This is a genomic window from Shewanella hafniensis (assembly GCF_019655335.1).
Classification (GTDB): Bacteria; Pseudomonadota; Gammaproteobacteria; order Enterobacterales; family Shewanellaceae; genus Shewanella; species Shewanella hafniensis.
The window spans coordinates 158195-181821 of record NZ_BPFD01000001.1 but is presented as its reverse complement, the minus strand read 5'-3'; the positions used below and the strand labels follow the sequence as shown (position 1 = coordinate 181821).

25 protein-coding genes are annotated in these 23627 nt (G+C 47.4%); 3 read left to right on the top strand and 22 right to left on the bottom strand.

Features of this window, described 5'->3' with window-relative positions:
* Window positions 1-11: 11 nt before the first annotated feature.
* The gene (locus tag K5Q99_RS00855; protein WP_106651378.1) at window positions 12-377 is read left to right on the top strand and encodes a hypothetical protein; all 366 of its coding nucleotides are present in this window, start codon (window positions 12-14) and stop codon (window positions 375-377) included.
* 48 nt (window positions 378-425) lie between these two features.
* Window positions 426-974, top strand: a complete 549-nt coding sequence (gene rimI, locus K5Q99_RS00850; RefSeq protein ID WP_220775740.1) for a ribosomal protein S18-alanine N-acetyltransferase — start codon at window positions 426-428, stop codon at window positions 972-974.
* A gap of 163 nt (window positions 975-1137) precedes the next feature.
* On the opposite strand, the gene lipA is transcribed toward rimI, so the two are convergent.
* The 14 genes from lipA to leuS all read right to left on the bottom strand — a co-directional run bounded on the left by lipA (window position 1138) and on the right by leuS (window position 15313).
* Window positions 1138-2103, bottom strand: a complete 966-nt coding sequence (lipA, locus tag K5Q99_RS00845) for a lipoyl synthase (RefSeq protein ID WP_028761485.1) — start codon at window positions 2101-2103, stop codon at window positions 1138-1140.
* Complete coding sequence (gene lipB / locus K5Q99_RS00840; RefSeq protein WP_063883405.1) at window positions 2100-2753, bottom strand: lipoyl(octanoyl) transferase LipB; 654 nt, start codon at window positions 2751-2753, stop codon at window positions 2100-2102. Before lipB ends, lipA begins: the two co-directional genes overlap by 4 nt.
* Before the next feature lie 93 nt (window positions 2754-2846).
* Window positions 2847-3113, bottom strand: coding sequence for a DUF493 family protein YbeD (gene ybeD, locus K5Q99_RS00835; protein WP_063883373.1), 267 nt, complete (start codon window positions 3111-3113; stop codon window positions 2847-2849).
* 119 nt (window positions 3114-3232) lie between these two features.
* Window positions 3233-4408: a serine hydrolase gene (locus tag K5Q99_RS00830; RefSeq protein ID WP_220775739.1), complete on the bottom strand. Its 1176-nt coding sequence runs from the start codon at window positions 4406-4408 to the stop codon at window positions 3233-3235.
* Between the two features lie 141 nt (window positions 4409-4549).
* Window positions 4550-5383, bottom strand: coding sequence for a septal ring lytic transglycosylase RlpA family protein (locus K5Q99_RS00825; protein ID WP_220775738.1), 834 nt, complete (start codon window positions 5381-5383; stop codon window positions 4550-4552).
* Window positions 5367-6437: a lytic murein transglycosylase B gene (mltB, locus tag K5Q99_RS00820; RefSeq protein ID WP_220775737.1), complete on the bottom strand. Its 1071-nt coding sequence runs from the start codon at window positions 6435-6437 to the stop codon at window positions 5367-5369. Before mltB ends, K5Q99_RS00825 begins: the two co-directional genes overlap by 17 nt.
* Window positions 6438-6453: 16 nt before the next feature.
* Window positions 6454-7560 (bottom strand): rod shape-determining protein RodA, encoded by a 1107-nt coding sequence (gene rodA, locus K5Q99_RS00815; protein WP_106651373.1) that lies wholly within the window; start codon window positions 7558-7560, stop codon window positions 6454-6456.
* Window positions 7557-9413, bottom strand: a complete 1857-nt coding sequence (gene mrdA, locus K5Q99_RS00810; RefSeq protein ID WP_106651372.1) for a penicillin-binding protein 2 — start codon at window positions 9411-9413, stop codon at window positions 7557-7559. The genes rodA and mrdA overlap by 4 nt, the downstream gene beginning before the upstream one ends.
* Window positions 9414-9474: 61 nt before the next feature.
* Window positions 9475-9945 carry a 23S rRNA (pseudouridine(1915)-N(3))-methyltransferase RlmH gene (gene rlmH, locus K5Q99_RS00805; protein ID WP_006082752.1) on the bottom strand — a complete coding sequence of 157 codons (471 nt, stop codon included), beginning with the start codon at window positions 9943-9945 and terminating at the stop codon, window positions 9475-9477.
* Window positions 9945-10274: a ribosome silencing factor gene (gene rsfS / locus K5Q99_RS00800; protein ID WP_006082751.1), complete on the bottom strand. Its 330-nt coding sequence runs from the start codon at window positions 10272-10274 to the stop codon at window positions 9945-9947. Before rsfS ends, rlmH begins: the two co-directional genes overlap by 1 nt.
* 107 nt (window positions 10275-10381) lie before the next feature.
* The gene (gene nadD / locus K5Q99_RS00795; RefSeq protein WP_220775736.1) at window positions 10382-11029 is read right to left on the bottom strand and encodes a nicotinate-nucleotide adenylyltransferase; all 648 of its coding nucleotides are present in this window, start codon (window positions 11027-11029) and stop codon (window positions 10382-10384) included.
* A gap of 24 nt (window positions 11030-11053) precedes the next feature.
* Complete coding sequence (gene holA, locus K5Q99_RS00790) at window positions 11054-12085, bottom strand: DNA polymerase III subunit delta (protein WP_220775735.1); 1032 nt, start codon at window positions 12083-12085, stop codon at window positions 11054-11056.
* A gap of 53 nt (window positions 12086-12138) precedes the next feature.
* A complete protein-coding gene (locus K5Q99_RS00785) occupies window positions 12139-12633 on the bottom strand; it encodes an LPS-assembly lipoprotein LptE (RefSeq protein ID WP_006086960.1) in 495 nt (164 codons plus the stop codon).
* 100 nt (window positions 12634-12733) lie between these two features.
* Window positions 12734-15313 carry a leucine--tRNA ligase gene (leuS, locus tag K5Q99_RS00780; RefSeq protein ID WP_220775734.1) on the bottom strand — a complete coding sequence of 860 codons (2580 nt, stop codon included), beginning with the start codon at window positions 15311-15313 and terminating at the stop codon, window positions 12734-12736.
* Between the two features lie 121 nt (window positions 15314-15434).
* Between leuS and K5Q99_RS00775 the strand changes: the two genes are divergently transcribed.
* Complete coding sequence (locus tag K5Q99_RS00775) at window positions 15435-15935, top strand: zinc ribbon-containing protein (protein WP_220775733.1); 501 nt, start codon at window positions 15435-15437, stop codon at window positions 15933-15935.
* A 101-nt stretch (window positions 15936-16036) separates the two neighbouring features.
* Here the strand turns inward: K5Q99_RS00775 and K5Q99_RS00770 are convergent, their stop codons facing one another.
* The 8 genes from K5Q99_RS00770 to K5Q99_RS00735 all read right to left on the bottom strand — a co-directional run bounded on the left by K5Q99_RS00770 (window position 16037) and on the right by K5Q99_RS00735 (window position 23564).
* The gene (locus K5Q99_RS00770) at window positions 16037-16696 is read right to left on the bottom strand and encodes a class I SAM-dependent methyltransferase (protein WP_220775732.1); all 660 of its coding nucleotides are present in this window, start codon (window positions 16694-16696) and stop codon (window positions 16037-16039) included.
* A 200-nt stretch (window positions 16697-16896) separates the two neighbouring features.
* Complete coding sequence (locus K5Q99_RS00765) at window positions 16897-17400, bottom strand: prepilin-type N-terminal cleavage/methylation domain-containing protein (protein ID WP_220775731.1); 504 nt, start codon at window positions 17398-17400, stop codon at window positions 16897-16899.
* A gap of 10 nt (window positions 17401-17410) precedes the next feature.
* Entirely contained in the window at window positions 17411-18985 is a 1575-nt protein-coding gene (lnt, locus tag K5Q99_RS00760; RefSeq protein WP_220775730.1) for an apolipoprotein N-acyltransferase, read from the bottom strand.
* A gap of 6 nt (window positions 18986-18991) precedes the next feature.
* Complete coding sequence (corC, locus tag K5Q99_RS00755; RefSeq protein ID WP_006082742.1) at window positions 18992-19867, bottom strand: CNNM family magnesium/cobalt transport protein CorC; 876 nt, start codon at window positions 19865-19867, stop codon at window positions 18992-18994.
* Between the two features lie 40 nt (window positions 19868-19907).
* Window positions 19908-20369 carry an rRNA maturation RNase YbeY gene (gene ybeY / locus K5Q99_RS00750; RefSeq protein WP_106651365.1) on the bottom strand — a complete coding sequence of 154 codons (462 nt, stop codon included), beginning with the start codon at window positions 20367-20369 and terminating at the stop codon, window positions 19908-19910.
* Window positions 20359-21405 (bottom strand): PhoH family protein, encoded by a 1047-nt coding sequence (locus K5Q99_RS00745; protein ID WP_006082740.1) that lies wholly within the window; start codon window positions 21403-21405, stop codon window positions 20359-20361. Before K5Q99_RS00745 ends, ybeY begins: the two co-directional genes overlap by 11 nt.
* Before the next feature lie 223 nt (window positions 21406-21628).
* On the bottom strand, window positions 21629-23053 hold the full coding sequence (gene miaB, locus K5Q99_RS00740) for a tRNA (N6-isopentenyl adenosine(37)-C2)-methylthiotransferase MiaB (protein WP_106651363.1): 1425 nt from the start codon (window positions 23051-23053) through the stop codon (window positions 21629-21631).
* A gap of 85 nt (window positions 23054-23138) precedes the next feature.
* A complete protein-coding gene (locus K5Q99_RS00735) occupies window positions 23139-23564 on the bottom strand; it encodes a hypothetical protein (protein WP_220775729.1) in 426 nt (141 codons plus the stop codon).
* Window positions 23565-23627 lie beyond the last annotated feature (63 nt).

Sequence of the window (23627 nt, the reverse complement as noted above, 5' to 3'; positions counted from 1 at the left end):
AACTGACCCTAATGAATAAATCAGCCTATTTAACCGCCATGAATGTGACAACTTGGCGAGTGCGCGACACTAAGGTGAAACCTTATTTAGTGATTTGGGATGAACACGGTGAGTTACCCGAGGCTGAGCCACTGATTGACGCTGTGCTAACACTTATCGACATAAAGCGTGATGAATGTGATTTTGATTGTGAGCCCCATACGGGTAAACAGATCGTTTGGGATCTGCGACGTCACAAAGTTAGGCCACGTACCGCATGGTTAGTGTCTGAACCCTTGGCCGATTTATTAGTGGGTTGGCAGGCTAAAAGCGCGCTCTGGCAGCAGATTTACCAATGGCGCGAGCAAGTGAGTGGCCAAGCTCCAAGCAAGTCTTGATCTTTACTCGTAAATATCATTAATAACCAATACTTTGGAATACCAGCGTTGAACATCCCACCAGAAGATAGTCTATTCACAACACCCTTCGCAGCACAATTGACAGCAGGTTTGCCTGTTGAGCTTGTGGCACTCACGCTTAAAGATGTTCCTCAAATGGCGCAGCTTGAATCTATGGCCCATAGTCACCCCATGAGTGAGGGCAATCTTGCTAATTGTTTCGGGCATTTATACCGAGTTCTAGGTTTAAAGCAGGCGAAACCTAACGCAGCTTCAGTTTCGGATTCGGTCGATGGTCTTTTAGGCTTTGCGATAGTGCAGCAAATTGTTGATGAAGTGACTTTGTTGGATATTTGCCTATTACCAAGCCAGCAGGGCAAAGGTTACGGCAAGTTATTACTTAAGGCTGTGGTAACTTCGGCCAAGGCTTCGGGCGCCGTGGTGCTTATGCTAGAAGTGCGAGAATCCAATCTTGCCGCCCGTGCTTTATATCAAAACTCTGGCTTTATTGAATCGGGACGTCGCAAAGGTTATTACCCAATAGCAGGCGGTAAAGAAGACGCTATCTTGATGGATTTAGCGATAACCCAAGAATAAGCTGAGCATTAGCATTCATGTTGTAAAACGATGGCTAGTTGAGTAGTGGTTATAAACAACAGCCATAAAACATTTCATAAAAAAAACAGCGCTTAAGCGCTGTTTTTCTATTTTAATCACCCTGAACTCTACATCACTTGAGCTCTGCATCTAAGCAAGAAGGTTATTTCACTTCTTTACCTTGGGCTTGCAGGTCCGCATGGTAGCTTGAGCGCACTAATGGGCCACAGGCTGCATGGGTAAAACCTAATTCATCGGCTAAGGCTTTCAGCTCGTCAAACTCTGCTGGTGGCACATAACGTTCAACCGGCAAGTGGAACTTAGACGGCTGTAGGTATTGGCCTAAGGTCAGCATTTCAACCTTGTGCTCACGCAGGTCACGTAGCACTTGGGCTATTTCTTCGTTGGTTTCACCTAAACCCATCATCAGGCCAGATTTAGTGGGCACATTGGGATGACGTTCTTTAAAGCGTTTGAGCAGATCGAGCGACCATTGGTAATTTGCACCCGGGCGCGCTTTACGATAATGCATTGGCGCTGTTTCTAAGTTGTGGTTGAACACATCAGGCGGCTCAGTCGATAAAATATCTAAGGCGGCATCGATACGACCACGGAAATCAGGCACTAAGGTTTCGATCTTGATATCTGGATTCAGTTTACGAATTTCGCGGATACAATCGGCAAAATGCTGGGCGCCACCATCACGTAAATCGTCACGATCTACCGAAGTGATAACCACGTATTTCAGCTTCATATCGCGGATCGTTTGCGCCAATTTAACCGGCTCTTCGGCGTCGGGCTTAAGCGGACGACCATGGGCTACGTCGCAGAATGGGCAACGACGGGTACAAATCGCACCCAAAATCATAAAGGTCGCTGTGCCGTGGTTAAAGCATTCGGCGAGGTTAGGGCAAGAAGCCTCTTCACAGACCGAGTGCAGGCCATTTTTACGCAGTGCTTGCTTGATATCTAAAATGCGTTGATTCGATGCCGGCAGTTTAACCCGTAACCAATCGGGTTTACGCAACATAGTGTCGCGTTCTGAGGGGACGATTTTGACCGGAATACGAGACACTTTATCGGCATCTCTTAATTTGACTCCGGGTTGTAAACGTTCAGGCCTATTCATGACGCTGCTAATCCTTGATGATGAACTAGGTGTTGATAGCCCAGTAATTGGCTAAAAGTAATGGTGAGTTGCTCGCCTGCTTCAATCACGGTTTGTGGTCCGCCAAGCGCTTTGCATTGCACCATTTCAAGACCGGCATAACCACAAGGGTTGATGCGGCGAAATGGCGCCAGATCCATGTCGACATTGAGGGCTAATCCATGGAATGAACAGCCTTTACGAATGCGTAATCCTAGAGAGGCGATTTTGCGTTCATCCACATATACGCCCGGCGCATCGGCCTTGGCATAAGCGTTAATGCCGTACTTGGCGAGCATATCGACAATGCTTTGCTCTATATGGGTGACGAGTTGACGTACGCCGACTTTACTACGTTTTATATCGAGAAGAGGATATACCACTAGTTGACCTGGACCGTGGTAAGTGACTTGACCGCCACGGTCCACTTGGATAACCGGAATATCGCCAGCATTTAAAATATGCTCGCTCTTGCCGGCTTGGCCTTGGGTAAACACGGGCGGATGCTCGACAATCCACAGTTCATCATGACTTTCGCTGTCGCGCGTATCCGTGTAATGCTGCATCGCATGCCACACTGATTCGTAATCTTGTTTTCCAAGATGTCGAATGTGCAAAGTCGTGTCTTGCAAGGGCAACCTCTCCCCTTAGAATTGAGTGGCGCTATTATACGCCTCTTGACCATAAATGTAAGACAGATCACATTTCATGGCCTTGAGGAATATTTATAGTACGCGGCGTACGCCTTCGATGGCGGCAAGTTCTGTGTACAAAATTTCGATATGGTCTTTGCTGGTCACAGTCACGCGGATAGTAATGGAGTGATAGCTACCTTTGCTCGATGTTTTGGTCGATGGCGAATAATCACCTGGTGCATGTTTTTGGACCACAGCCACGACTTTGTCAGTTAGCGTTTCATGGGCTTCGCCGACGACCTTGAAAGGAAATGCGCAGGGGAAATCCATCAGTTCATCAAATTTAGTGCCTAACATAATCAGTACTCTTACCTGTTTCAATGAAGTCTATATGGTGGTTATTATACCCGATTCAAGGGCGGCGGCAGCCAAAAAAATAAAGCCACCCAGAGGTGGCTTTATTTATATGGTTTAGCTTAGCTAAACCAACCAGAAAACAGTTGTTTAAAGTAATCAACTAATTTACTAAACCAGCCGCCTTCGTTGACTTCTTGCAATGTCACCAGTGGGAACTGGGCAATATCTTTACCGTCAAGTTGGAAGAATAGACGGCCAACCGTTTCGCCTTTCTTCAAAGGAGCATCTAATGGTTTAGTCAGTTCGAAGTTGGCCTTTAAGTCCTTACTACGGCCACGGCTAATGGTGATAGGGGTATCAGTTGCTACGCCTAAATCAACCGTGCTCTTGTCACCGTACCAAATCGGCTGAGTAATAAAGCTGTCGCCAGCTTTATAGGGGGTTACCGTTTCGAAGAAGCGGAAGCCATAGGTCAGTAATTTCTTACTTTCAGCTTTACGGGCTGATTCACTTTGCGTGCCCATTACCACTGAAATTAAGCGCATGCCGTCTTTGGTGGCCGATGCCACTAAGTTGTAGCCTGCACCTGAGGTGTGGCCGGTTTTAATGCCGTCCACGTTCATGCTGTTATCCCACAATAAGCCATTACGGTTGTATTGTTTGATACCATTGAAGGTATAGAATTTCTCGCTGTAGACGCGGTATTCTTCTGGTACGTCGCGAATTAACGCAGCGCCCAGTAATGCCATATCATAGGCGGTAGATTTGTGATTTTCTGCATCCAAACCGTGGGAGTTTTCGAAGTAGCTATCACGCATTCCCAGTTGTTTGGCCCATGAATTCATCATGTCAACGAAGGCGCCTTCAGTACCAGCTATGTGTTCGGCCATGGCCACACATGCATCGTTACCCGATTGAATAATGATACCGCGGTTTAGATCGCCCACTTTAACCGTAGTGCCGACTTCAATGAACATCTTAGAAGAGTCAGAGAAGTTTTTAGACCAAGCATTTTTACTGATAGTCACATCATCATCAACGGAGACATTGCCCGCTTTGATTTCTTGACCAATCACGTAACTGGTCATCATCTTAGTTAGACTGGCTGGGTTAAGGCTTTCGTAAGCGTTACTTTCAGCGATAATCTGGCCCGAATTATAATCCATCAATACGAACGCTTTGGCGGCTACTGAAGGTGCATCAGGTGTAATAATAGGCTGCGCAGCATAAACGGGGAGAGAGACACTGGAAATTAGCAGCAATGTTTTAATGGGACTTTTTACAAAATTCATCATTAACTTGGCACGTCTTTTAGTTGTATTAAATGGAAAGGATTCGAGAAGATCTTCAATAGTGTACCACTTTCGGACAGTGAGTTTTAGTGAAGGTTCCTTCATCTCTATTTTTAAATCAATTCTGTTCAGAGCAAACGGTCATTATTCATGGACGATATAGCCCTCAGGAAACCCATTTTGCTTGACGTTATTGAGTAGCTTGTCGGCTAACTCAGGCTGACCTATGGGGCCGAGCTGTAGTCTAAACATATTGTTTGCCGCTTGTACACGGGTCTTGACCTGATATTTCTGTTCAAGATTCTTCGCCATGGCATTGAGTTTGGCTTTATCTTTGGAGGCCACTAACTGAATGTAATGATTGCCCGTATCTTGAGCGCTGGCTAAGGCCGAATTAGTGGCCGCAACACTGCCAATATAAACCACATCCAGTTTGATCCGCGCCGTACCTTTGCCGAGCATGCCGAGTTTATAGGCGGCGGCGTAGGAGACATCGAGAATGCGATCTGAGTGGAATGGCCCACGGTCGTTGATGCGAATGATCACTTGCTTATTGTTCTCTAAGTTAGTGATCCGAGCGTAACTCGGCAGTGGCAGTGTCTTATGGGCGCCAGACATAGAATACATGTCATAGGGCTCGCCATTAGAGGTCTCGTAGCCATGGAATTTTTCACCATACCAAGAGGCGCGGCCTGTTTCACTAAAGCCTTGGCCCGTGTTCATCACAGTATAGGACTCACCGTAAACCGTATAGGGTTTGTTGCCACGGCGGCTATAGGGCTCGTACTTAGGCGTCGCGTTCGGCACATTATCCACATTCGGTGGATTCAGTGGCAGCTTGTCATTCTTCAGCGAATAACGGCCCTTGTTCGGGTCCATATTTTTCTTGCTGGCGTTGTTTGGGCTCGAAGAACACGCCGCAAGGGCGAAGCACATAACTAAGGCGGCAAGCTGTAAAAGATTATTTTTTAGAGGCATGCTGTTCTTTTAATTGTTGGCTAAATTGATAAACGGCCATTGAATACAAAGGGCTACGATTATAGCGAGTGATCACATAAAAGTTATTTAAGCCAAGCCAGTAGTCACTGTGATCGGCTTGTTCTAGCTCAATCAATAAGGCTTTTTGCGAAACATCTAAGTCCCGCGCATCGGCGAGGGCTAAGGTCGGCGTTAAAATATCTGCAACTTTATAGTTCAGCTTTTCACCTGCCCACACTTTCGCTTTAGGTGCTGCTTTGCTGTTATTGACTAACGGTAAAGCGACCGGCGCATTGGCTTGCCAACCGTGTTCATGGAAATAATTGGCCACACTGCCGATAGCATCCTCTGGACTTTGTAATAGATCGCGATTGCCACTGCCATCGAAATCAACCGCGTAATGGCGGTAACTTGAGGGAATAAACTGCCCATAACCCATAGCACCCGCGTAGGAGCCCTTGAGGGTATCGATATCTAAATGTTCTTCTTTCACTAACTTCATCAGCTCGCCAAATTCCTTACGGAAAAAGGTGGCGCGCGGCGGATAGTGAAAACCTAAGGTATAGAGGGCATCAATCACAGGATAATTGCCCGTGTATTGGCCGTAGAAGGTTTCAATGCCGATGATGGCGACAATAATCTGTGGATCAACTTGGTACTTGGCCGCCGCTTTGGCGATGGTTTTCTCGTGTTTTTTCCAAAAGGCAAGACCAGCGTCGAGGCGTTTCTCGGTTAAGAAGATGGGATAATACACATGCCAAGGTTTTGCTTCCCATGGGCGGGTCATTGCATCGATAACCCCTTGGTTGTATGTTGCTTTATCGAGAAAAGCGAGCACTTCTGCCCGAGTAAAACCTTGTTTTACTTGAGCTTGGATAAACTCTTCTTTAAGTTCAGCGGGAATTGTGGGCGCGATTTCAGCGGCCGGCGCCACTGGCGTGCTTGGAGCGGGTGCCTGCGCGGGTGTCGGTTCGTTCGCCGTGGTACAGGCGATTAAGCATGAGCTTAAACACAGTAAGCCGAGTGGAGCTAAAAAAGCTCGGAGAGTAGGCATGAAAAGTCCCTAAAAATTATCTATCTACGAAACGTCTATGGGTATGAATGCTCATAAGAATGCCAAACCCTGTCATCAATGTCAGCATGGAGGTTCCACCGTAACTGACAAGGGGCAGTGGTACACCGACCACGGGCAGGATACCTGAAACCATGCCAATATTCACAAAAACATAAACGAAAAAGGTCAGCGTGATACTACCTGCGAGTAGTCGAGCGAAACTGGTTTGGGCGCGCGAAGCGATGACTAAGCCGCGGCCAATAATATAAAGGTACATAATTAACAGTAAGATACTGCCAATTAAGCCAAATTCTTCACCGATCACCGCAAAGATAAAATCGGTATGGCGCTCGGGGATAAATTCAAGTTGCGATTGTGTACCGTCGAGCCAGCCTTTGCCCCAAAGTCCGCCGGAGCCAATCGCGATTTTTGACTGAATAATGTGATAACCCGCCCCCAATGGATCTTGCTCAGGATCGAGTAAGGTTAATACCCGCGTTCTTTGGTAATCGTGCATCAAGAAATACCAAAGAATAGGTAGGAAGGCGAGTACTGCCGCGATAAAACCGCCGACAATGATCCAACTCATGCCCGATAAAAACAACACGAAAATCCCCGATGCGGCCACCAGAATCGAGGTACCGAGGTCGGGTTGTTTCGCGATAAGCAGAGTCGGCACCAGTAAGATTACAGCTGCACCAGCAAGATAGCGTTTCTTCGGTGGCAGAGGGAACTTACTGATATACCAAGCCATTGTGATGGGGAAGGCAAGCTTAATCAGTTCTGAGGGTTGAAACTCCATAAAGCCTAAGTTCAACCAGCGTTGTGCGCCTTTGTTAATTTCACCGAAAAAATGTACCCCGAGCAGCAAGACAATCCCTGCCAGATAAATGGGTAGGGCCCAGCGTTTAAGCGCCTCAGGATTGATCTGAGCCATAGTGAACATAATGCCGAGCGACAACACCATACGGAATAGCTGCCGCTCCATCATCTCTAAATCTTCGCCGCTGGCAGAATAGATGACGAACAGGCCAAAGCCCATGACAGCCAATAGGCCGAGCAATAATGGCAAGTCTATGTGCAAGCGTTGCCAGATGTTTTGATATTGGCTATGGCTACTCATGGCTGCGGTTTCCAAGTATCTCTAAGCATATATTCATCGAGCATGGCGCGGGCGACTGGGCCAGCATTTGCGCCACCCCATCCTGCGTTTTCCATCACGACAGCGAGGACGATTTTAGGATCTTCGAAGGGCGCATAGGCCACAACTAAGGCATTATCGCGGAAATGTTCGGCAATTTTATTTGCATCATATTTGGTATTTTCGGCCACGCCAATGACCTGCGCCGTGCCTGTTTTCATTGCGGCGGTGTAAGTGGCATCAGTGAAACGTGACTTATGTGCCGTCTGGCGCATCGCTTCGTTAATGATATTCCAGTTACGGGGGTTTTTAAGTTCGATTGGTGGTAACTCATTAATCGGAGAGTCAATTTTGGCAGTATTGTCTTTAATCGATCTCAGCAGATGCGGCGGGAAACGACGGCCCTTATTCGCCATAATGCCTACTGCATTCGCCAATTGTAATGGGGTTGCCGTCCAATAACCTTGGCCGATGCCGACGGAAATGGTGTCACCTATGTACCAAGCTTGATTGTATTTCAAGCGTTTCCATTCTTTGGATGGCATGTTGCCAGCCGATTCTTCAAAGATATCGATACCAGTATTTTGACCAAAACCAAATTGTTCCATAAAGCGGGCAATATGGTCGACACCGACTTTATAGGCGAGTTCGTAGAAGAAGGTATCACAGGATTCAGTAATGGCACTGTAGACGTTAACCCAGCCGTGTCCCCAGCGTTTCCAGTCGCGGTACTTACGTTCAACACCAGGAATCTGCCAAAAACCAGGGTCCCATACGCGGGTGCTCTCGGTAATGACTTTTTCATCAAGCCCTAAAAGTCCGAGATGTGGCTTGATGGTTGATGCTGGCGCATATTGGCCTTGGGTTGCACGGTTGATCAAAGGTCGTGATTTATCATTGAGCAAGGCGCTGTAATCTTTGTTATTAATCCCTTGAACAAATTGGTTTGGATCATAGCTTGGACTCGAGACCATAGCTAAAACCCCACCATCACGGGGATCGATTGCGACAATAGAACCACGCAAACCTGTGAGTAGCTCAACCGCTTTTTGTTGCAGCTTGAGATCTAAGGTCAGGTAAATATCTTGTCCCGGCTCTGGCGGTACTATTTTTAAGGTACGAATTGCGCGGCCGCGGTTGTTCACTTCTTCTTCTAAGTGACCCGGTTTGCCATGCAGTAGGGATTCATAAAACTTTTCAATGCCTTGCTTACCAATGTCCTTGGTGGCCGCATAGTTTTTCCACAGATCGCTGCGCTCTAACTGGGCTCTGTCTCGGGTGTTAATCTTGCCAACATAACCCAGCACATGGGTGATTTGCGCGCCGTAGGGATAATTACGCTTCAGACCCGCTTCGACGGAAATGCCTGGGAATTTGTGTTGGTTAACACTGAAAATCGCCACTTGCTCTTCGGTGAGCTGGTTTTTGAGCGTCAGTGGTTTGAAGCGGCGATGAAATTTCAGCGCTTCGGTAAAGGTTTCGCGTTCATCTTCACTGATCTCAATTAACTTGCCGAGCTCATCTAAGGTCTCTGACATGTTACTGATTTTTTCAGGAACCAGATCGAGGGAATAGAAGGGTAAGTTTTCGGCTAACAGCACGCCGTTACGATCGTAAATGAGGCCGCGACTAGGAGCAATGGGAACAACACGAATGCGATTATCATTAGAGCGAGTTGCATAATCCTTATAGGATTCAACCTGTAAATGATAAAGGTTGGTGACTAATACGCTTAATAGGGCGAAAACGCAAAAAAAAGTGAATAGCGCTCGGCGCTTAAAAAGAGACGCCTCGGCGGCGTGATCATGCATTGTTATCCGCTTTTTTGGCGACACTTATGCTATCTCCGGCTGATCCCATGACGGGTGGTTGACACTCGTTAACATCAAGATCCCGCTATTCTCTATGGTAGGGGTGATTCGTGTTCACGCTCCACGCGCGGTACAAACTTTCGGCGACTACAACCCTAACTAAGGGATGAGGTAAGGTTAATGCCGATAGGCACCAACTTTGGTTTGCCGCTTCTTTGCAAGCTGGCGCTAATCCTTCAGGTCCGCCGATCAGTAAACTGACGTCGCGACCATCGAGTTGCCATTTAGTCAACGCGGTTGCAAGCTCGGGGGTCGTCCAGTTTTTTCCGGGGAGATCTAAGCTAACAATATGATTGCCTTTGGGAATGGCCGCCAACATTTGTTCGCCTTCTTTTTGAAGGATCCGGACAATGTCGGCATTTTTCCCCCGCTTTCCAGCGGGTATTTCGATAAGCTCCAGCGCCATATCACGTGGAAAACGGCGCTGGTATTCTTCGAAACCACGGGTAACCCAATCGGGCATCCGTGTTCCTACTGCGATGAGCTGTAACTTCATCAGTCTTGCTTTTCTGACCAGAGCTTTTCAAGCTGGTAGAAATCACGGGTTTGATCTTGCATAACGTGCAGGATCACATCGCCCATGTCCACAAGAACCCATTCGCTGCTTTCACGGCCTTCAACACCTAAAGGTGGAATACCGGCTTTCTTCGCTTCAACCACAAGGTTTTCAGCGATAGCTTTAACGTGAGTCTTTGATGTACCTGAACATATGACCATGTAGTCAGTGATGTTAGATTGCTTGCTGACATCCAGAACAACAACGTCTCTGGCTTTTAAGTCGTCGATCTTGTCGACAACAAACTGTTTTAATTCCGCGCTCTGCACGCTGGCGTACCTCATTAATTTTAAATAGCGCGGTAGTATACCAGTGTTGCTTGCCGGAATACATTGCCATTGGCAGCTGAGTGGGCGATATCTGCTTACGTTTCGAGCTAAGGTAAGTAAAGTCGTTGATTTTGGATGTAATCTAGCGTGACGGGCATGAGTAAATCGGCGGGGATTTCGCCTTTTGCCAGTTGCTCACGAATGTGCGTCGAGGAAATATCCTGTGGCGTAATTGTCACAGGGATAATCTGCCCATCATTTCTATGGGCGGGGTTAGCAGCATGCTCAGTGAGTGCTTGGGCTTGACTGCGGGCCGTTAATATTTGCTGCATAGGATGCTCGGCATCGAGCTGCCAGCCCGGACGCTGGCAGACAACGAGGTGGGCAAAGTCGAACAAGCGTTGCCACTCATGCCAGCTTTGTAATTGGATGAAAGAGTCCATCCCCATGATAAAAAACAGTTCGTCTTTAGGATGTAAGGCTTTCAGTTGCTCAAGGGTGATAACTGTGTAGGAAGGCGTGTCGCGTTTTGCCTCGATATCGCATAGCTCAAAGCCATCCAGTTGCGAGCAGACATCGGCAACCATCTTGAGCCGCTGCGCTGTGGTTAAATTGGGCTGCTGCTTATGGGGCGGAATATGGTTCGGCATCAGCAGGATTTTATCCAAGGCTAATGCGTGTTTCACTTCCATCGCCGGACGGATATGACCATAGTGTATCGGGTCGAAGGTGCCGCCTAAAATGCCAATGCGCATATCAACTCTTTGGTTAACTTATGATTAGTCTATGGCTATATGCGCCAGATGCCGATGGGCTCTAGGATCAAATAACAGACACAGGTGGCTCAGCCCAGTCCAATCCTCTTTACCCTGCTGCTTTAAATTGAGCTCAAGCTTCGAAGCGAGGGCGAGCATATGTTCGAGTTGTTCAAGGCTAAGTCGTTGCAGCGCAGCTTGATACAGTGGCTTACGCTTATCCCAAATACGATGCTTACCCCAGAGTGCACTCAGCGCAACGCCTTGGGCTTGCTCGCATTTTAAATTGAATAATAAGCCGAGCTCTTTAAACAAGGCCCACAGCAGGATAGGTAAGGCTGTGCCTTCGCCATTGAGCTGGGCCAGCATGTGCTGCGCGCTATCCTGTTTATTATTCAGCAATGCATCCGTGAGTTGGAATACGGTGAAGCGCGACTGATCTTCAAAATAGTGGCCCAGTTCGTCGGCACTGACGGGTTTTGCTGGGCTCAGGAGTTGCAGCAATTGCATGGCTTGATCGGCAGCCAGTAAATTCCCTTCATACAGAGAATGCAACATAGCACGCGCATCCGGCTGCAGATTGAGCTTAAAGTGCTTGATGCGGCCATCGAGCCAGCGCATAAACTGCTCGCCTTCTGGCGTGGCGCAGGGCAGATACATGCCATGGGCATCTAAGGTCTTAAACCATTTACTGTTGGTTTGCTCTGTGGCGAGTTTTGGCCCTTCGATAATCAACAGCATATCGGGATTGGGCGTCTGCAATAGGGCTTGCAGTGTGCTAGAGCCTTCGGCACCGGGCTTAGATTGTGGAAGGGTTAACTCAATCAGACGCTTACTGGAAAACAGGCTCATGGCCTGCCATTCCTGAGTCAAGTCGTTCCAATTAAAGCCCGTCTCTTGAATGAGTTGGACTTTTTCATCGAAACCCTGACGCTTGGCAAATTGGCGGATCTGATCTTTGGTGGTTTCAATCAACCAAGGATCATCCCCAAAAATCAGATAACAAGGAAATAACTGGTTAAGGTGGCGGGAGAGTTGATCGGGATAGACTCTCATTTAGTTGATTATCCGCATTTAGTAGATTATCCGCATTTAATTGATGACCCGCATTAATTCACCTCAGTACTGGCCATCGCTTGCAGAATACGATCCGCAGCTTGGATACGCATTTCCTTCGTCAGCAATTCCATTTCACGACTCTTTGCCAATGCGGTACGGGGATCGTCTAAGTAGTCGCGGCGAATTTCAACCTTGAAAGGCTGCGCTTCTTTGCCCGGCAATGCCACAGCAAATTCGACTAAATAAATCAGCTCATACTCGGCGACGTTACCCGTGGGATATAAAGATAAGGTCGAGCGTTCAAGGGAGTCGGTGATTAACCTTAATACTGGAACGTCATCGGCGGCGTCGACAACTTGGATATTATTCAAGCGCAGGCGCTCTCGCACTAAACGGGTGAGTTCGCTGTATTCATCCGCGCTGCTCAAACTCAAATGATTGAGGACATCGGGGATTTGATAACTGCGTTGAAGCTTAAAACCGCAACCGGCGCTAGTCATAATCACTAGTGCCATGATTGCGAAGCATATGCGTTTGATTAGCATAGATTTCGCGGTTTCCTATTCGTGGTATACCCTGCGGACTTGAAGTTGCAGCTATGCTGCAACTTCAATGGCTTTGAGTATAGCGAGTTATTAGCAGCCGTTAATTGGCCACTATGCTAAGCAGTTTGCCCGGCACATAGATCACTTTACGCACCGTCAGGCCGTCTAGGTATTTGATCACGTGCTCATCACTCATACCTAAGGCTTCTACTGATTCTTTATCAGCATCGGCGGCCACTGTGATTTTTGCGCGAACTTTACCGTTAACTTGCACAACGATGAGCTTGCTGTCTTCAACGAGCGCCGCTTCATCAACGACTGGCCATTGGCTGTCTTCGATGTTGCTTGCATTGCCTAACTCGTTCCACAGGTTAAAGCTCACATGCGGAATGATAGGGTACAGCAAACGCACTATGGCCGATAAGGCTTCGCCGATAATGGCTCTGTCTTGACCTGTGGTTTGTGGCGCTTTTTGCAGATGGTTCATCAGTTCCATCACGGCGGCAACCGCAGTGTTGAACATCTGACGGCGGCCGATATCGTCGGTCACTTTAGCGATAGTTTTGTGAACTTCACGGCGTAGCGCTTTTTGATCCGCAGCTAACTTGCTGACATCTAAGGCTTCGCTGTTGTCTTGGGCGATATACTCGCTTGCCAGTTTCCACAGACGTTTAATGAAGCGGTGTGCGCCTTCAACGCCAGACTCTTGCCATTCCAGAGTTAATTCTGGTGGTGAGGCGAACATCATAAATAGGCGAACGGTATCGGCGCCGTATTTTTCGACCATGACTTGAGGATCGATACCGTTGTTTTTCGACTTAGACATCTTGCTCATGCCGGTATAAACCAGCTCATTGCCGTCTTTGTCGATAGCCTTCGTAATGCGGCCCTTGTCGTCTTTTTCTGTGGTTGCTACATCTAACGGCGACACCCATACACGGGCGCCTTTTTCGTTGATGTAGTAGAAAGCATCGGCCAACACCATGCCTTGGGTCAGCAGTTGTTTGGCTGGCTCGTTAGAGTTAACCAGACCCGCATCCCGCAGCAACTTGTGGAAGAAGCGGAAATATAACAAATGCATACAAGCGTGTTCGATACCGCCAATGTATTGATCCACAGGCAGCCAGTAGTTGGCTTTAGCCGGATCTAACATTTCGTCTGCATGCGGGCTACAGTAACGGGCGTAATACCAAGAGGATTCCATAAAGGTATCGAAGGTATCGGTTTCGCGTAGCGCATCTTGACCGTTGACTTGGGTTTTAGCCCATTCTTTATCGGCCTTGATTGGGCTTTGAATCCCGTCCATCACCACATCTTCTGGCAGTAATACTGGCAGTTGATCTGCTGGCGTTGGGATCACAGTGCCATCGGCTAAGGTCACCATAGGAATCGGTGCGCCCCAGTAACGCTGACGTGAAACACCCCAATCGCGCAGACGATAGTTGACTTGGCGCTTGCCTTTACCTTCGGCGACTAACTTGTTAGCGATGGCATTAAAGCCCGCTTCAAAGTCTAAACCGTCGAACTCTCCCGAGTTAAACAGTACGCCTTTTTCGGTATAAGCGGCTTCGCTAATATCGACGTCGCCATCAACTGGCTTGATCACAGCTTCAATCGCCAGACCATATTTTTTCGCAAATTCGAAGTCACGTTGATCGTGGCCTGGAACTGACATTACGGCACCTGTGCCATAGTTCATCAACACAAAGTTAGCTGCCCAAATCGGCACTTGCTTACCAGTGATAGGATGAATGGCGAAAAGCCCTGTAGCGACACCGCGTTTTTCCATGGTCGCGAGTTCGGCTTCTGATGTTGTGCTGTTTTTGCACTCATCGATAAAGGCGGCAAGCTCAGGATTAGTTTGCGCGGCGATTTCAGCTAATGGATGACCTGCGGCAATCGCCACATAGGTCACGCCCATTAAGGTATCTGGACGTGTGGTATAGATATCGAAGCTTTTATCGTGGCCTGCGACACCGAAGGTCATTTCTACGCCTTCGCTGCGACCAATCCAGTTGCGTTGCATGGTTTTGACCTGTTCAGGCCAGCCATCTAAGGTGTCGATATCGTTTAACAATTCTTCTGCATAGGCAGTGATCTTAATGAACCACTGTGGAATTTCTTTTTGTTCCACAGGGGTATCACAGCGCCAGCAGCAACCGTCTTGAACTTGCTCGTTCGCCAGTACGGTTTCATCGTTTGGACACCAGTTGACTGAAGCTGTCTTTTTATAGACTAGGCCTTTCTCGTACAACTTAGTGAAGAACCATTGTTCCCAGCGATAATATTCAGGGGTACAAGTGGCGATTTCACGGCTCCAATCGTAACCAAAACCCAGCAGTTTCAGCTGGTTCTTCATGTATTCTATGTTTTCATAGGTCCATGGCGCAGGCGCTGTCTTGTTGTTAATCGCGGCATTTTCTGCGGGCAGGCCAAATGAGTCCCAACCGATAGGCTGGAGCACGTTTTTGCCTTGAAGACGTTGAAAGCGTGCAACTACGTCACCTATGGTATAGTTGCGTACGTGTCCCATGTGGAGTCTGCCAGAAGGGTACGGAAACATCGAAAGGCAATAAAACTTTTCTTTGTTTGCGTCTTCAGTGACTTCGAAGGTTTTGTTGTCATGCCAGTGCTTTTGCACTAAGGCTTCAATTTCTGAGGGATTATATTGCTCTTGCATCACTCTATTTCCGGCAGTGCCGCCTATTATTTGATCTAACGCCATATCAGCGCGAGTAAGATCTGCATAGAATAAACTAGAAGCGATGCATTAAAAAGGTTCGTATGAAGGAGTATTGATTATGAATGATAGAAGTAACGTGTTACTAGGACTGTATCAAGCCTTAATTGCCGAAGTTAAATCTCAATTTTCAGAAGATAACACGCTGACTGCAAAGAATTTATTTAAATCTGTCACTCAAGGAAAGGAGTTTTTACGCCTTAAACAACAGGCAGGAGAAGATGAACTCGCTTTAGTCGAACAATTCCTAAAGCGTGATATAGCGAGTTTTCTGCGTGAACAAAATGCAGATAGTCTGAGTCATAGCCCCACAGTGATTACTTTGGAGAATACACTTTGGCATTGGCTGAGTGAAATCACCGACCGCAGCCAAGTTGAATGGCATGAGCTAGCGCAAGATTTTAAGCATCATGGTTACTATCAAAGTGGTGACATAGTGAATCAGGGCATCATGGTATGCACTAACTGTGGCAATGAAATGAGTATTGAATTTCCAAGTCCCATCCCTGACTGTCCTGAATGTGACCATGAAGAATTTACCCGCGAGCCGCTAACGCCTTAATCAAGGTGGTGATGTTATGCAGCTAAAACGACGCCTCAGCGTCGTTTTTTTTTGAGTTCTATTAGACCTAAATGGCTCATATTTGCATTAATTAGGCTGTATCAACTGTTGGTACGAGAGTAGTTGAGGATTTGACCGCCAAAGGGCGCTAATAAAAATTCAGTGTGAATGGGTTTATGTTGCGTGTGTTCGTAACCTAAGGTGACCATACGTTTACTGAATTTGGCATGATTACCACGACCGGGATCGACTAAGACTACATCACAAATTGGTTTAGCATGCTGCTCAATAAATTGTGATAAGAGATCGGCATGTTCTTGTTCGTATAAGAGATCGCTACCAATGATCAGATCAAATAAGCCTAAATTCGTTTCTGCATCTGCCCAGCCAGTGCGCACAAACGGGATCGCCCGACCATGATTTAAATCGACATTCTGCTTAAGGAAATTTCCTGATTCTGGGTGATAGTCGGTTGCTGTGATATCGGCGTGCCTATGGTTGAGCACTAGACTCGCGAGCCCAATGCCACAGCCCACTTCAAGAATACGTTTATTGCCAATTTTGTAGTCTGCCATGTGGTGCGAGAGCACTTGGCTCGATGGCCAGACTATGCCAAATAACGGCCAAGTTGCGGAGGAAATACCGAGCTTTTCGGCTTCGCCATCGATGTCGTCAAATTCCTGATTGTCTCTTAGGGTTCTGACATGAATATCGAGATTGCCAAACTCGTGGGTTTGGTAGCGCACGCGAAGCAGTGCCATAGAGTTGCCTTGATGTGTACCTTAGTTAAGGAACGAGGTAATGGTACCAATCATATTGGCTATGCAGGCACAGTAACTATGAACAGTAACTATGATTGGTATAAGGCCACGTCTAATCGTTCACCTTAACGTGGAACGCGCAATCAGCCTAATGTATTCGCAGACAATTGCGGGATAACACAGGTTAACAGGGCGTCAGCCTAACAACCTTGGGTGTTGATATCATATAGCGGCGGGGTGTTGGCATCGCTGGCTTGGGTGTAGCGGAAATAGCATTGATCGTCATCTACTAAGGTATTGTTGTTAAGATCGTAACCTATATAAGTGATATCAACGCCTTGATATTGAATGATGAGCTTATCATCTGAGGTGATCCAGTTTTCCACATCGGTATTATCAAGGTAACCCCATTTCAATCTGGTATCGGGCGTGCCATCACCATTGAGGTCGATATCAATAATATCATCGCGGCCTGCAACGGCTTGGCTTCGCAGGCTGGGCATTTGGGTTTTTGAGTAGGCGAGTGTGTTGGCAGTTTTTACGCTGGCTTTTAATTGGCTCAAGGTTTGTACCCGAGCCTCTTTACTCAAACCGATAAATTTAGGCGCGGCAATCACTGCCAAGATCCCAAGTACAATAATCACCACGACCAGTTCTATCACGGTAAAGCCAGCCGCATCTTGTTTATTGATTGGGTAACGCATGGTCTTGATCCTATTGCGCTTTTACACGTCGGACAAAGCCGAGTAATACCAGTAAACCACAGAGCAGTAGCAGGGGTGTTTGACCTAATTTTGCGAACCAAGTTTGGCCTGTCACCAAGGGAATGGTTGCGCTTAGTACACCTGTTTCAAACTGGGGTAAGGATGCGGTGATATTGCCCTGTTCATCGACTACCGCTGTCACGCCGTTGTTGGTTGCCCGCAATAGAGGGCGGCCCAATTCAACAGCGCGCATTTGGGCGATTTCCATATGCTGTAATGGGCCGTTTGAACTACCAAACCAAGCGTCATTTGAGACAGTTAACAGTATATCTGTCCCTTGATTAACGCTGTCGCGTAACTGTTCTGGAAAGGCAATTTCATAACAAATTGCGGGCGCGATTTTATGGCCTAGGGCACTTAGGTTCGGCTGCTGGTATTCGCCTCTGGCAAAGGAGGACATAGGCAAATTAAAGAAAGGCGCAATCGGGCGCAGCAGCGCTTCAAAGGGCACAAACTCGCCAATCGGCAACAGATGATGTTTCTTAAATTGATTGCTGCCATCGCCTTCATAGTCAGGGCCAGCTTGTTGTTTCTGATTATGATTACCAAGCACAATCAATGAATTATAAAAGTCATTGTGTTGATGGCTGATAATGCCTGTGATGATTGAAGTATGGTTTAAATTGGCGACTTTATTGGCGTTATCTAAAAAGTCCTGCACCATAGATTCTGGCGCGGGAACCGCCGCTTCTGGCCAAATAATGATATCGGCATCAAAATGTTCGCGGGATAAATCCATGTATTTTAAAAGGGTCGGCCACAGGGCATCGGGTTCCCACTTCATGCTTTGGGGAATATTGCCTTGCACCAGTGCCACTTTAACATTTTCACCCGTAGGATGAATGTCGGAAACCTTAGATGCCCCCCAAACAGCCAAAATACTGAGTGGCAGTAGAAGCAGTAAACTCTTATAACGCTTAGTAAAACAAAGGGCTAATGCACCTGCGAGCATGGCCAGCACAAAGCTTAACCCGAGTGCGCCTATGATACTGGCAAGGGGTTTTAGCGGCCCTTGGGTTTGCGAGTAACCGGCCCATAACCAGGGGAAACCTGTCATCACCCAGCCACGAGCCCATTCGGTCAAGGTCCACAGGGCGGGGAACAGTGCGAGATTACGCCAAAGGCTAAACGTGGTTTCGCCATTTTTACTGCGCGTTTTAGTTAACCAAGCCAGCGCTAAACCTGTTAGTGCCGGATACAAGGCTAAATACAAAGCCAACAAGGCCATCAATCCAACGGAGGCGATGAGCGGCATACCACCAAAGGTATCCATACTTACATGTACCCAGCTGATCCCTACGGCAAAACAGCCAAATCCAAAGCTTAACCAATAGTAAAAGCTCGCCTTAGCGCCAAGCGCTCGGCTGTGCCAGAGGGCAATTGCCATGGCAAACGGATAGATAATCCAAATGGAATAGGGCGCAAATGAAAGCGCCGTACTGGCGCCAAGGGCAAATGCCAGTACGAGTCTCACAGCACTAGGTCGGGACTTTTGTTGGGCAAAAGCCCGGATTTGTTTTAGCACGAGTGATTATTCTACGTCTTCGCCAGTATTAGGATCGGGGAGTTTAACTCTGAGTTGGATTAAACGCCTAGTGTCAGCATTGATAACTTTAAATTCAATGCCTTCAATGATGATGCTCTCGTTACGTTCTGGCAGATGGCCAAAGGCGTGTGAGACTAAGCCACCGACGGTATCAAATTCTTCATCACTGAATTCAGTGTTGAATTCTTCGTTGAAATCTTCGATTGGCGTCAAGGCCTTAACCATATAAACCGTGTTACCAACTTTGCGGATCTCGGTTTCTTCTGTGCTATCGTGGTCGAATTCGTCTTCAATCTCACCGACAATTTCTTCCAGAATATCTTCGATAGTCACAAGACCTGATACGCCGCCGTATTCATCGACCACAATCGCCATATGATAGCGTTGAGAGCGGAATTCTTTTAGCAGAACATCGACGCGTTTGCTTTCGGGTACAACCACAGCAGGACGGATCACCCGATCCAATGAGAAGGGCTCATCACTGTTAGAAAAACCGTAAGGTATCAAATCTTTAGCAAGTAATATGCCTTCGATATGGTCTTTATCTTCGTTAACGACGGGGAAGCGCGAGTGACCTGAACCAATCACGGTGGCGAGTAATTCTTCGACCGAGTTGTCTATCTGGAGGGCGACAATTTGAGCTCTTGGGATCATGATATCCCGAACACGCATATCAGAAACGTCTAATACACCTTTTATCATCTCGCGGGTGTCTTGAGTGATCAGATCGCGCTGCTCGGCACCATCAATCACATCGACTAAATCTTCGCGATTTTGAGGTTCGCCCTGAAATAGCTGACTTACTCTATCAAACCAACCTTTCTTGTGGGCGTTCGTACTCGGGGGGATATCGTCACTCATAGTTTTCTCATTAGCTTTTGATAGGGATTATCTTAGCTAACTATTGTTCCTTATATGGGTCAGTAAAGCCTAAGCCTTCAATGAGTTGTGTCTCTAACGACTCCATCTCTTCAGCTTCTTCATCTTCGATGTGATCATACCCTAGCAGATGCAAGCAACCATGTACAACCATGTGTGCCCAGTGCGCTTCTAAGGTTTTATGTTGTTCACGGGCTTCATTTTCAACGACTGCCGCGCAAATGACAAGATCTCCGAGTAAAGGAAGTTCAATTTCTGGCGGTGCCTCAAAGGGAAATGACAGCACATTGGTCGGTTTGTCTTTGCCGCGGTAGGTGCTATTGAGCATCTGACTCTCACGGCTGTCGACGATACGTATGGTTAATTCAGCTTCATCCATGCTATTGCCAATCGCGGTTGTGACCCAAAGGGCAAATTGTTCGTCCGTCGGCAACCCGTCGCAGGCGGTTGCATGTTGAATATCTAAGGCTAAATCAAGACTCATGTGCTGCGGCTTCCTGTTGTTTCTGGTATTGGCTTTCTTTCTTAGCCTTTAAGGTTTGCTCTTTTAAATCAAATGCCTCATAGGCTTCGACGATACGAGCAACCACAGGATGGCGCACGACGTCTTGGGAGACGAAAAAGTTAAAGCTGATTTCTTCTACTTGGCTTAACACTTCAATCGCGTGGCGTAAGCCGGACTTTTGATGCTTAGGCAAGTCGGTTTGGGTGATGTCGCCTGTGATCACCGCGCGGGAATTAAAACCGATACGGGTAAGGAACATCTTCATTTGCTCGATTGTGGTGTTTTGACTTTCATCGAGAATAATAAAAGCATCGTTCAAGGTACGGCCGCGCATATAGGCAAGCGGCGCCACTTCGATGACGTTTTTCTCAATTAGGCGTTCCACTTTCTCAAAGCCGAGCATTTCGAATAGTGCGTCATAGAGTGGACGTAAATATGGATCGACCTTTTGACTTAAATCACCGGGTAAGAAACCGAGTTTTTCACCCGCTTCTACCGCTGGGCGAGTCAGCAAAATACGGCGCACTTCTTGGCGCTCTAACGCATCCACTGCCGCTGCTACCGCAAGGTAGGTTTTGCCGGTTCCCGCAGGGCCGATACCAAAGGTAATGTCGTGGCGCACAATATTGGCCACATATAAGCTTTGATTCGGATTGCGTGGCTTGATGACGCCGCGGCGGGTTTTGATATTAATGCTGCTGTCATCGCTCGCATCTTCTTGCTCTAGGGCGATGGCTTCTTGAATAGCAATATGGACTTGCTCAGGCTCAAGATCGGGCGTGCTGCCTTTGACCGTTTGGGTCTCGATATAGAGCTCTTTGAGTAAGTTGTTGGCGCTTAAACAATTGCGTGGCAGTCCGGTGATCTGAAAATGATTGTTTTTACGGACGATTTCAACGCCAACGCGACGCTCAATCTGTTTGATATTGTCATCGAATGGACCGCAAAGTGAAGCCAAACGGCGGGTTTCTGCGGGTTCGAGATACAGATTCATGGTAGTTAATTTACTGGACAAATAGCACTCCCAATAGCGAATAAGAAAGCAAGGTTGATGTCGCTAAACCCTTGCAAGATAATTTCAGTTTACGAGCCATGGCCGATAATTGCTAACGGAAAATAACAATTGCCTTGGTAGACTTAAACAAAAGTGCGTTAAAGCAAAAGGGCGACTAAGTCGCCCTTCTTTATGATACGTACTGTGCAAGTTTATATCGGTAGTGTTTAAGCCGATTTCACCCTTATGGCTTAAATTGCGTCACACCCAGTTCATCATCTTGTTTGTGCTTAGCCAAAATATCCGATGGACGTAGGCTACGGCGTAGATCCATTTCATCTTCACCGCGGATAAACTTACCGCGCAGCGAGTTAGTATAAACGTCGACGATTTCGACATCCACAAAAGTACCAATGTGTTTTGGCTGACCTTCGAAGTTCACCACACGGTTGTTCTCGGTACGGCCACGCAGTTCCATTGGATTTTTAACCGATGGACCTTCAACCAGAATACGCTGCACTGTGCCCATCATATGGCGGCTGTAGCGCATGGCTTGCTGGGTGATGCGGTCTTGCAGAATCGCTAGACGTTGCTTTTTCTCTTCCATATCAACATCATCAGGTAAATCCGCCGCTGGCGTGCCCGGACGTGCGCTATAAATAAAGCTAAAGCTGTGGTCGAAACCTATGTCTTCAATCAACTTCATGGTGTCGGCAAAATCTTCTTTGGTTTCGCCTGGGAAGCCAATGATAAAGTCTGAGCTGATTTGAATACCTTCACGGGCTTTACGCAGGCGGCGGATGATTGACTTATATTCAATCGCCATGTGACCACGTTTCATCGCCGTGAGAATACGATCAGAACCCGATTGTACTGGCAAGTGTAAGAAGCTCACTAGCTCAGGGGTATCTTCATAAACGTCGATAATATCCTGTGTAAATTCAATCGGGTGACTGGTCGTAAAGCGGATACGATCGATACCGTCGATAGCTGCCACAAAACGCAGTAATTCAGCAAAGGTACAGATGCCGTCATCGTGGGTTGCGCCGCGATAGGCATTGACGTTTTGGCCAAGCAGGTTCACTTCACGTACGCCTTGCTCCGCTAATTGGGCGATCTCAAGGATGATATCGTCCGATGGACGGCTGACTTCTTCGCCGCGCGTATAAGGAACCACACAGAATGAACAGTATTTGCTGCAACCTTCCATGATAGACACGAACGCCGTTGGGCCTTCGGCGCGTGGCTCAGGCAGGCGATCGAATTTTTCGATTTCAGGGAAGCTGATATCGATAACCGCTTTGTCACCACGGCGTACTTGCTCGATCATATCGGGCAGACGGTGTAATGTTTGTGGTCCAAAAATAATGTCGACACATTGGGCTCTGTCTTTAATGGCTTTGCCTTCTTGCGAAGCAACACAGCCGCCCACGCCAATAATCAAATTGGGATTTTTATCTTTAAGCGTCTTCCAGCGTCCTAGCTGATGGAACACTTTTTCCTGCGCTTTTTCACGGATTGAACAAGTGTTCAGCAGGAGAATGTCTGCCTCAGACGCTTCTTCAGTCAGGGTATAACCTTGGTATTCGCCTAACAGATCAGCCATCTTGGATGAGTCATACTCATTCATTTGACAGCCCCAAGTCTTGATATGGAGTTTCTTACTCATCAGTTGTGTCGCCCTAAGATGACCAATAAAAATAGCGCGACATTTTACCTGCTGTTATGGCTGCTGACCAGCTTTGTCCACACTTTTACCGATTGGCTTTTGCTGAGGGCGATACCCATACAAATGCTAGGTTTTTATTACTCGCTGGCACTTGGGCGAGGTTATGATGATTAACATGCTGAGCTTTAGCCATTTCCATCAAGCTATTGCGTGCCTGAATGCCGATGTCTTCACGGATTTCGAGTCGAAATACGCTCAACATTTCCGTGGTATGTTGATATAAGGCATAATCGAGCGGGTCGCGATAGGTCACTGTGATGGTTTCAATGTTTGGGCCAGCTGTAGAGATAGCTGCTGAGTTAGCCGCCATGGCTTGGGCTAGCGGTGTGATACCTAATGTGAGTGCTGTGCCTAACGCAAGTGCAGTGCCTAATCTAAGCTGAGTGCTCATCTTAAGAGTGCTGCTAATTGATAGGCGACTGGCTATGGGTAAATGAGTTAGTGTTTTCATGACATCCTCGCTAATCGATACGGTGGATTCACTTGTTAACTCGTCCAATACGACTTAGGGCTA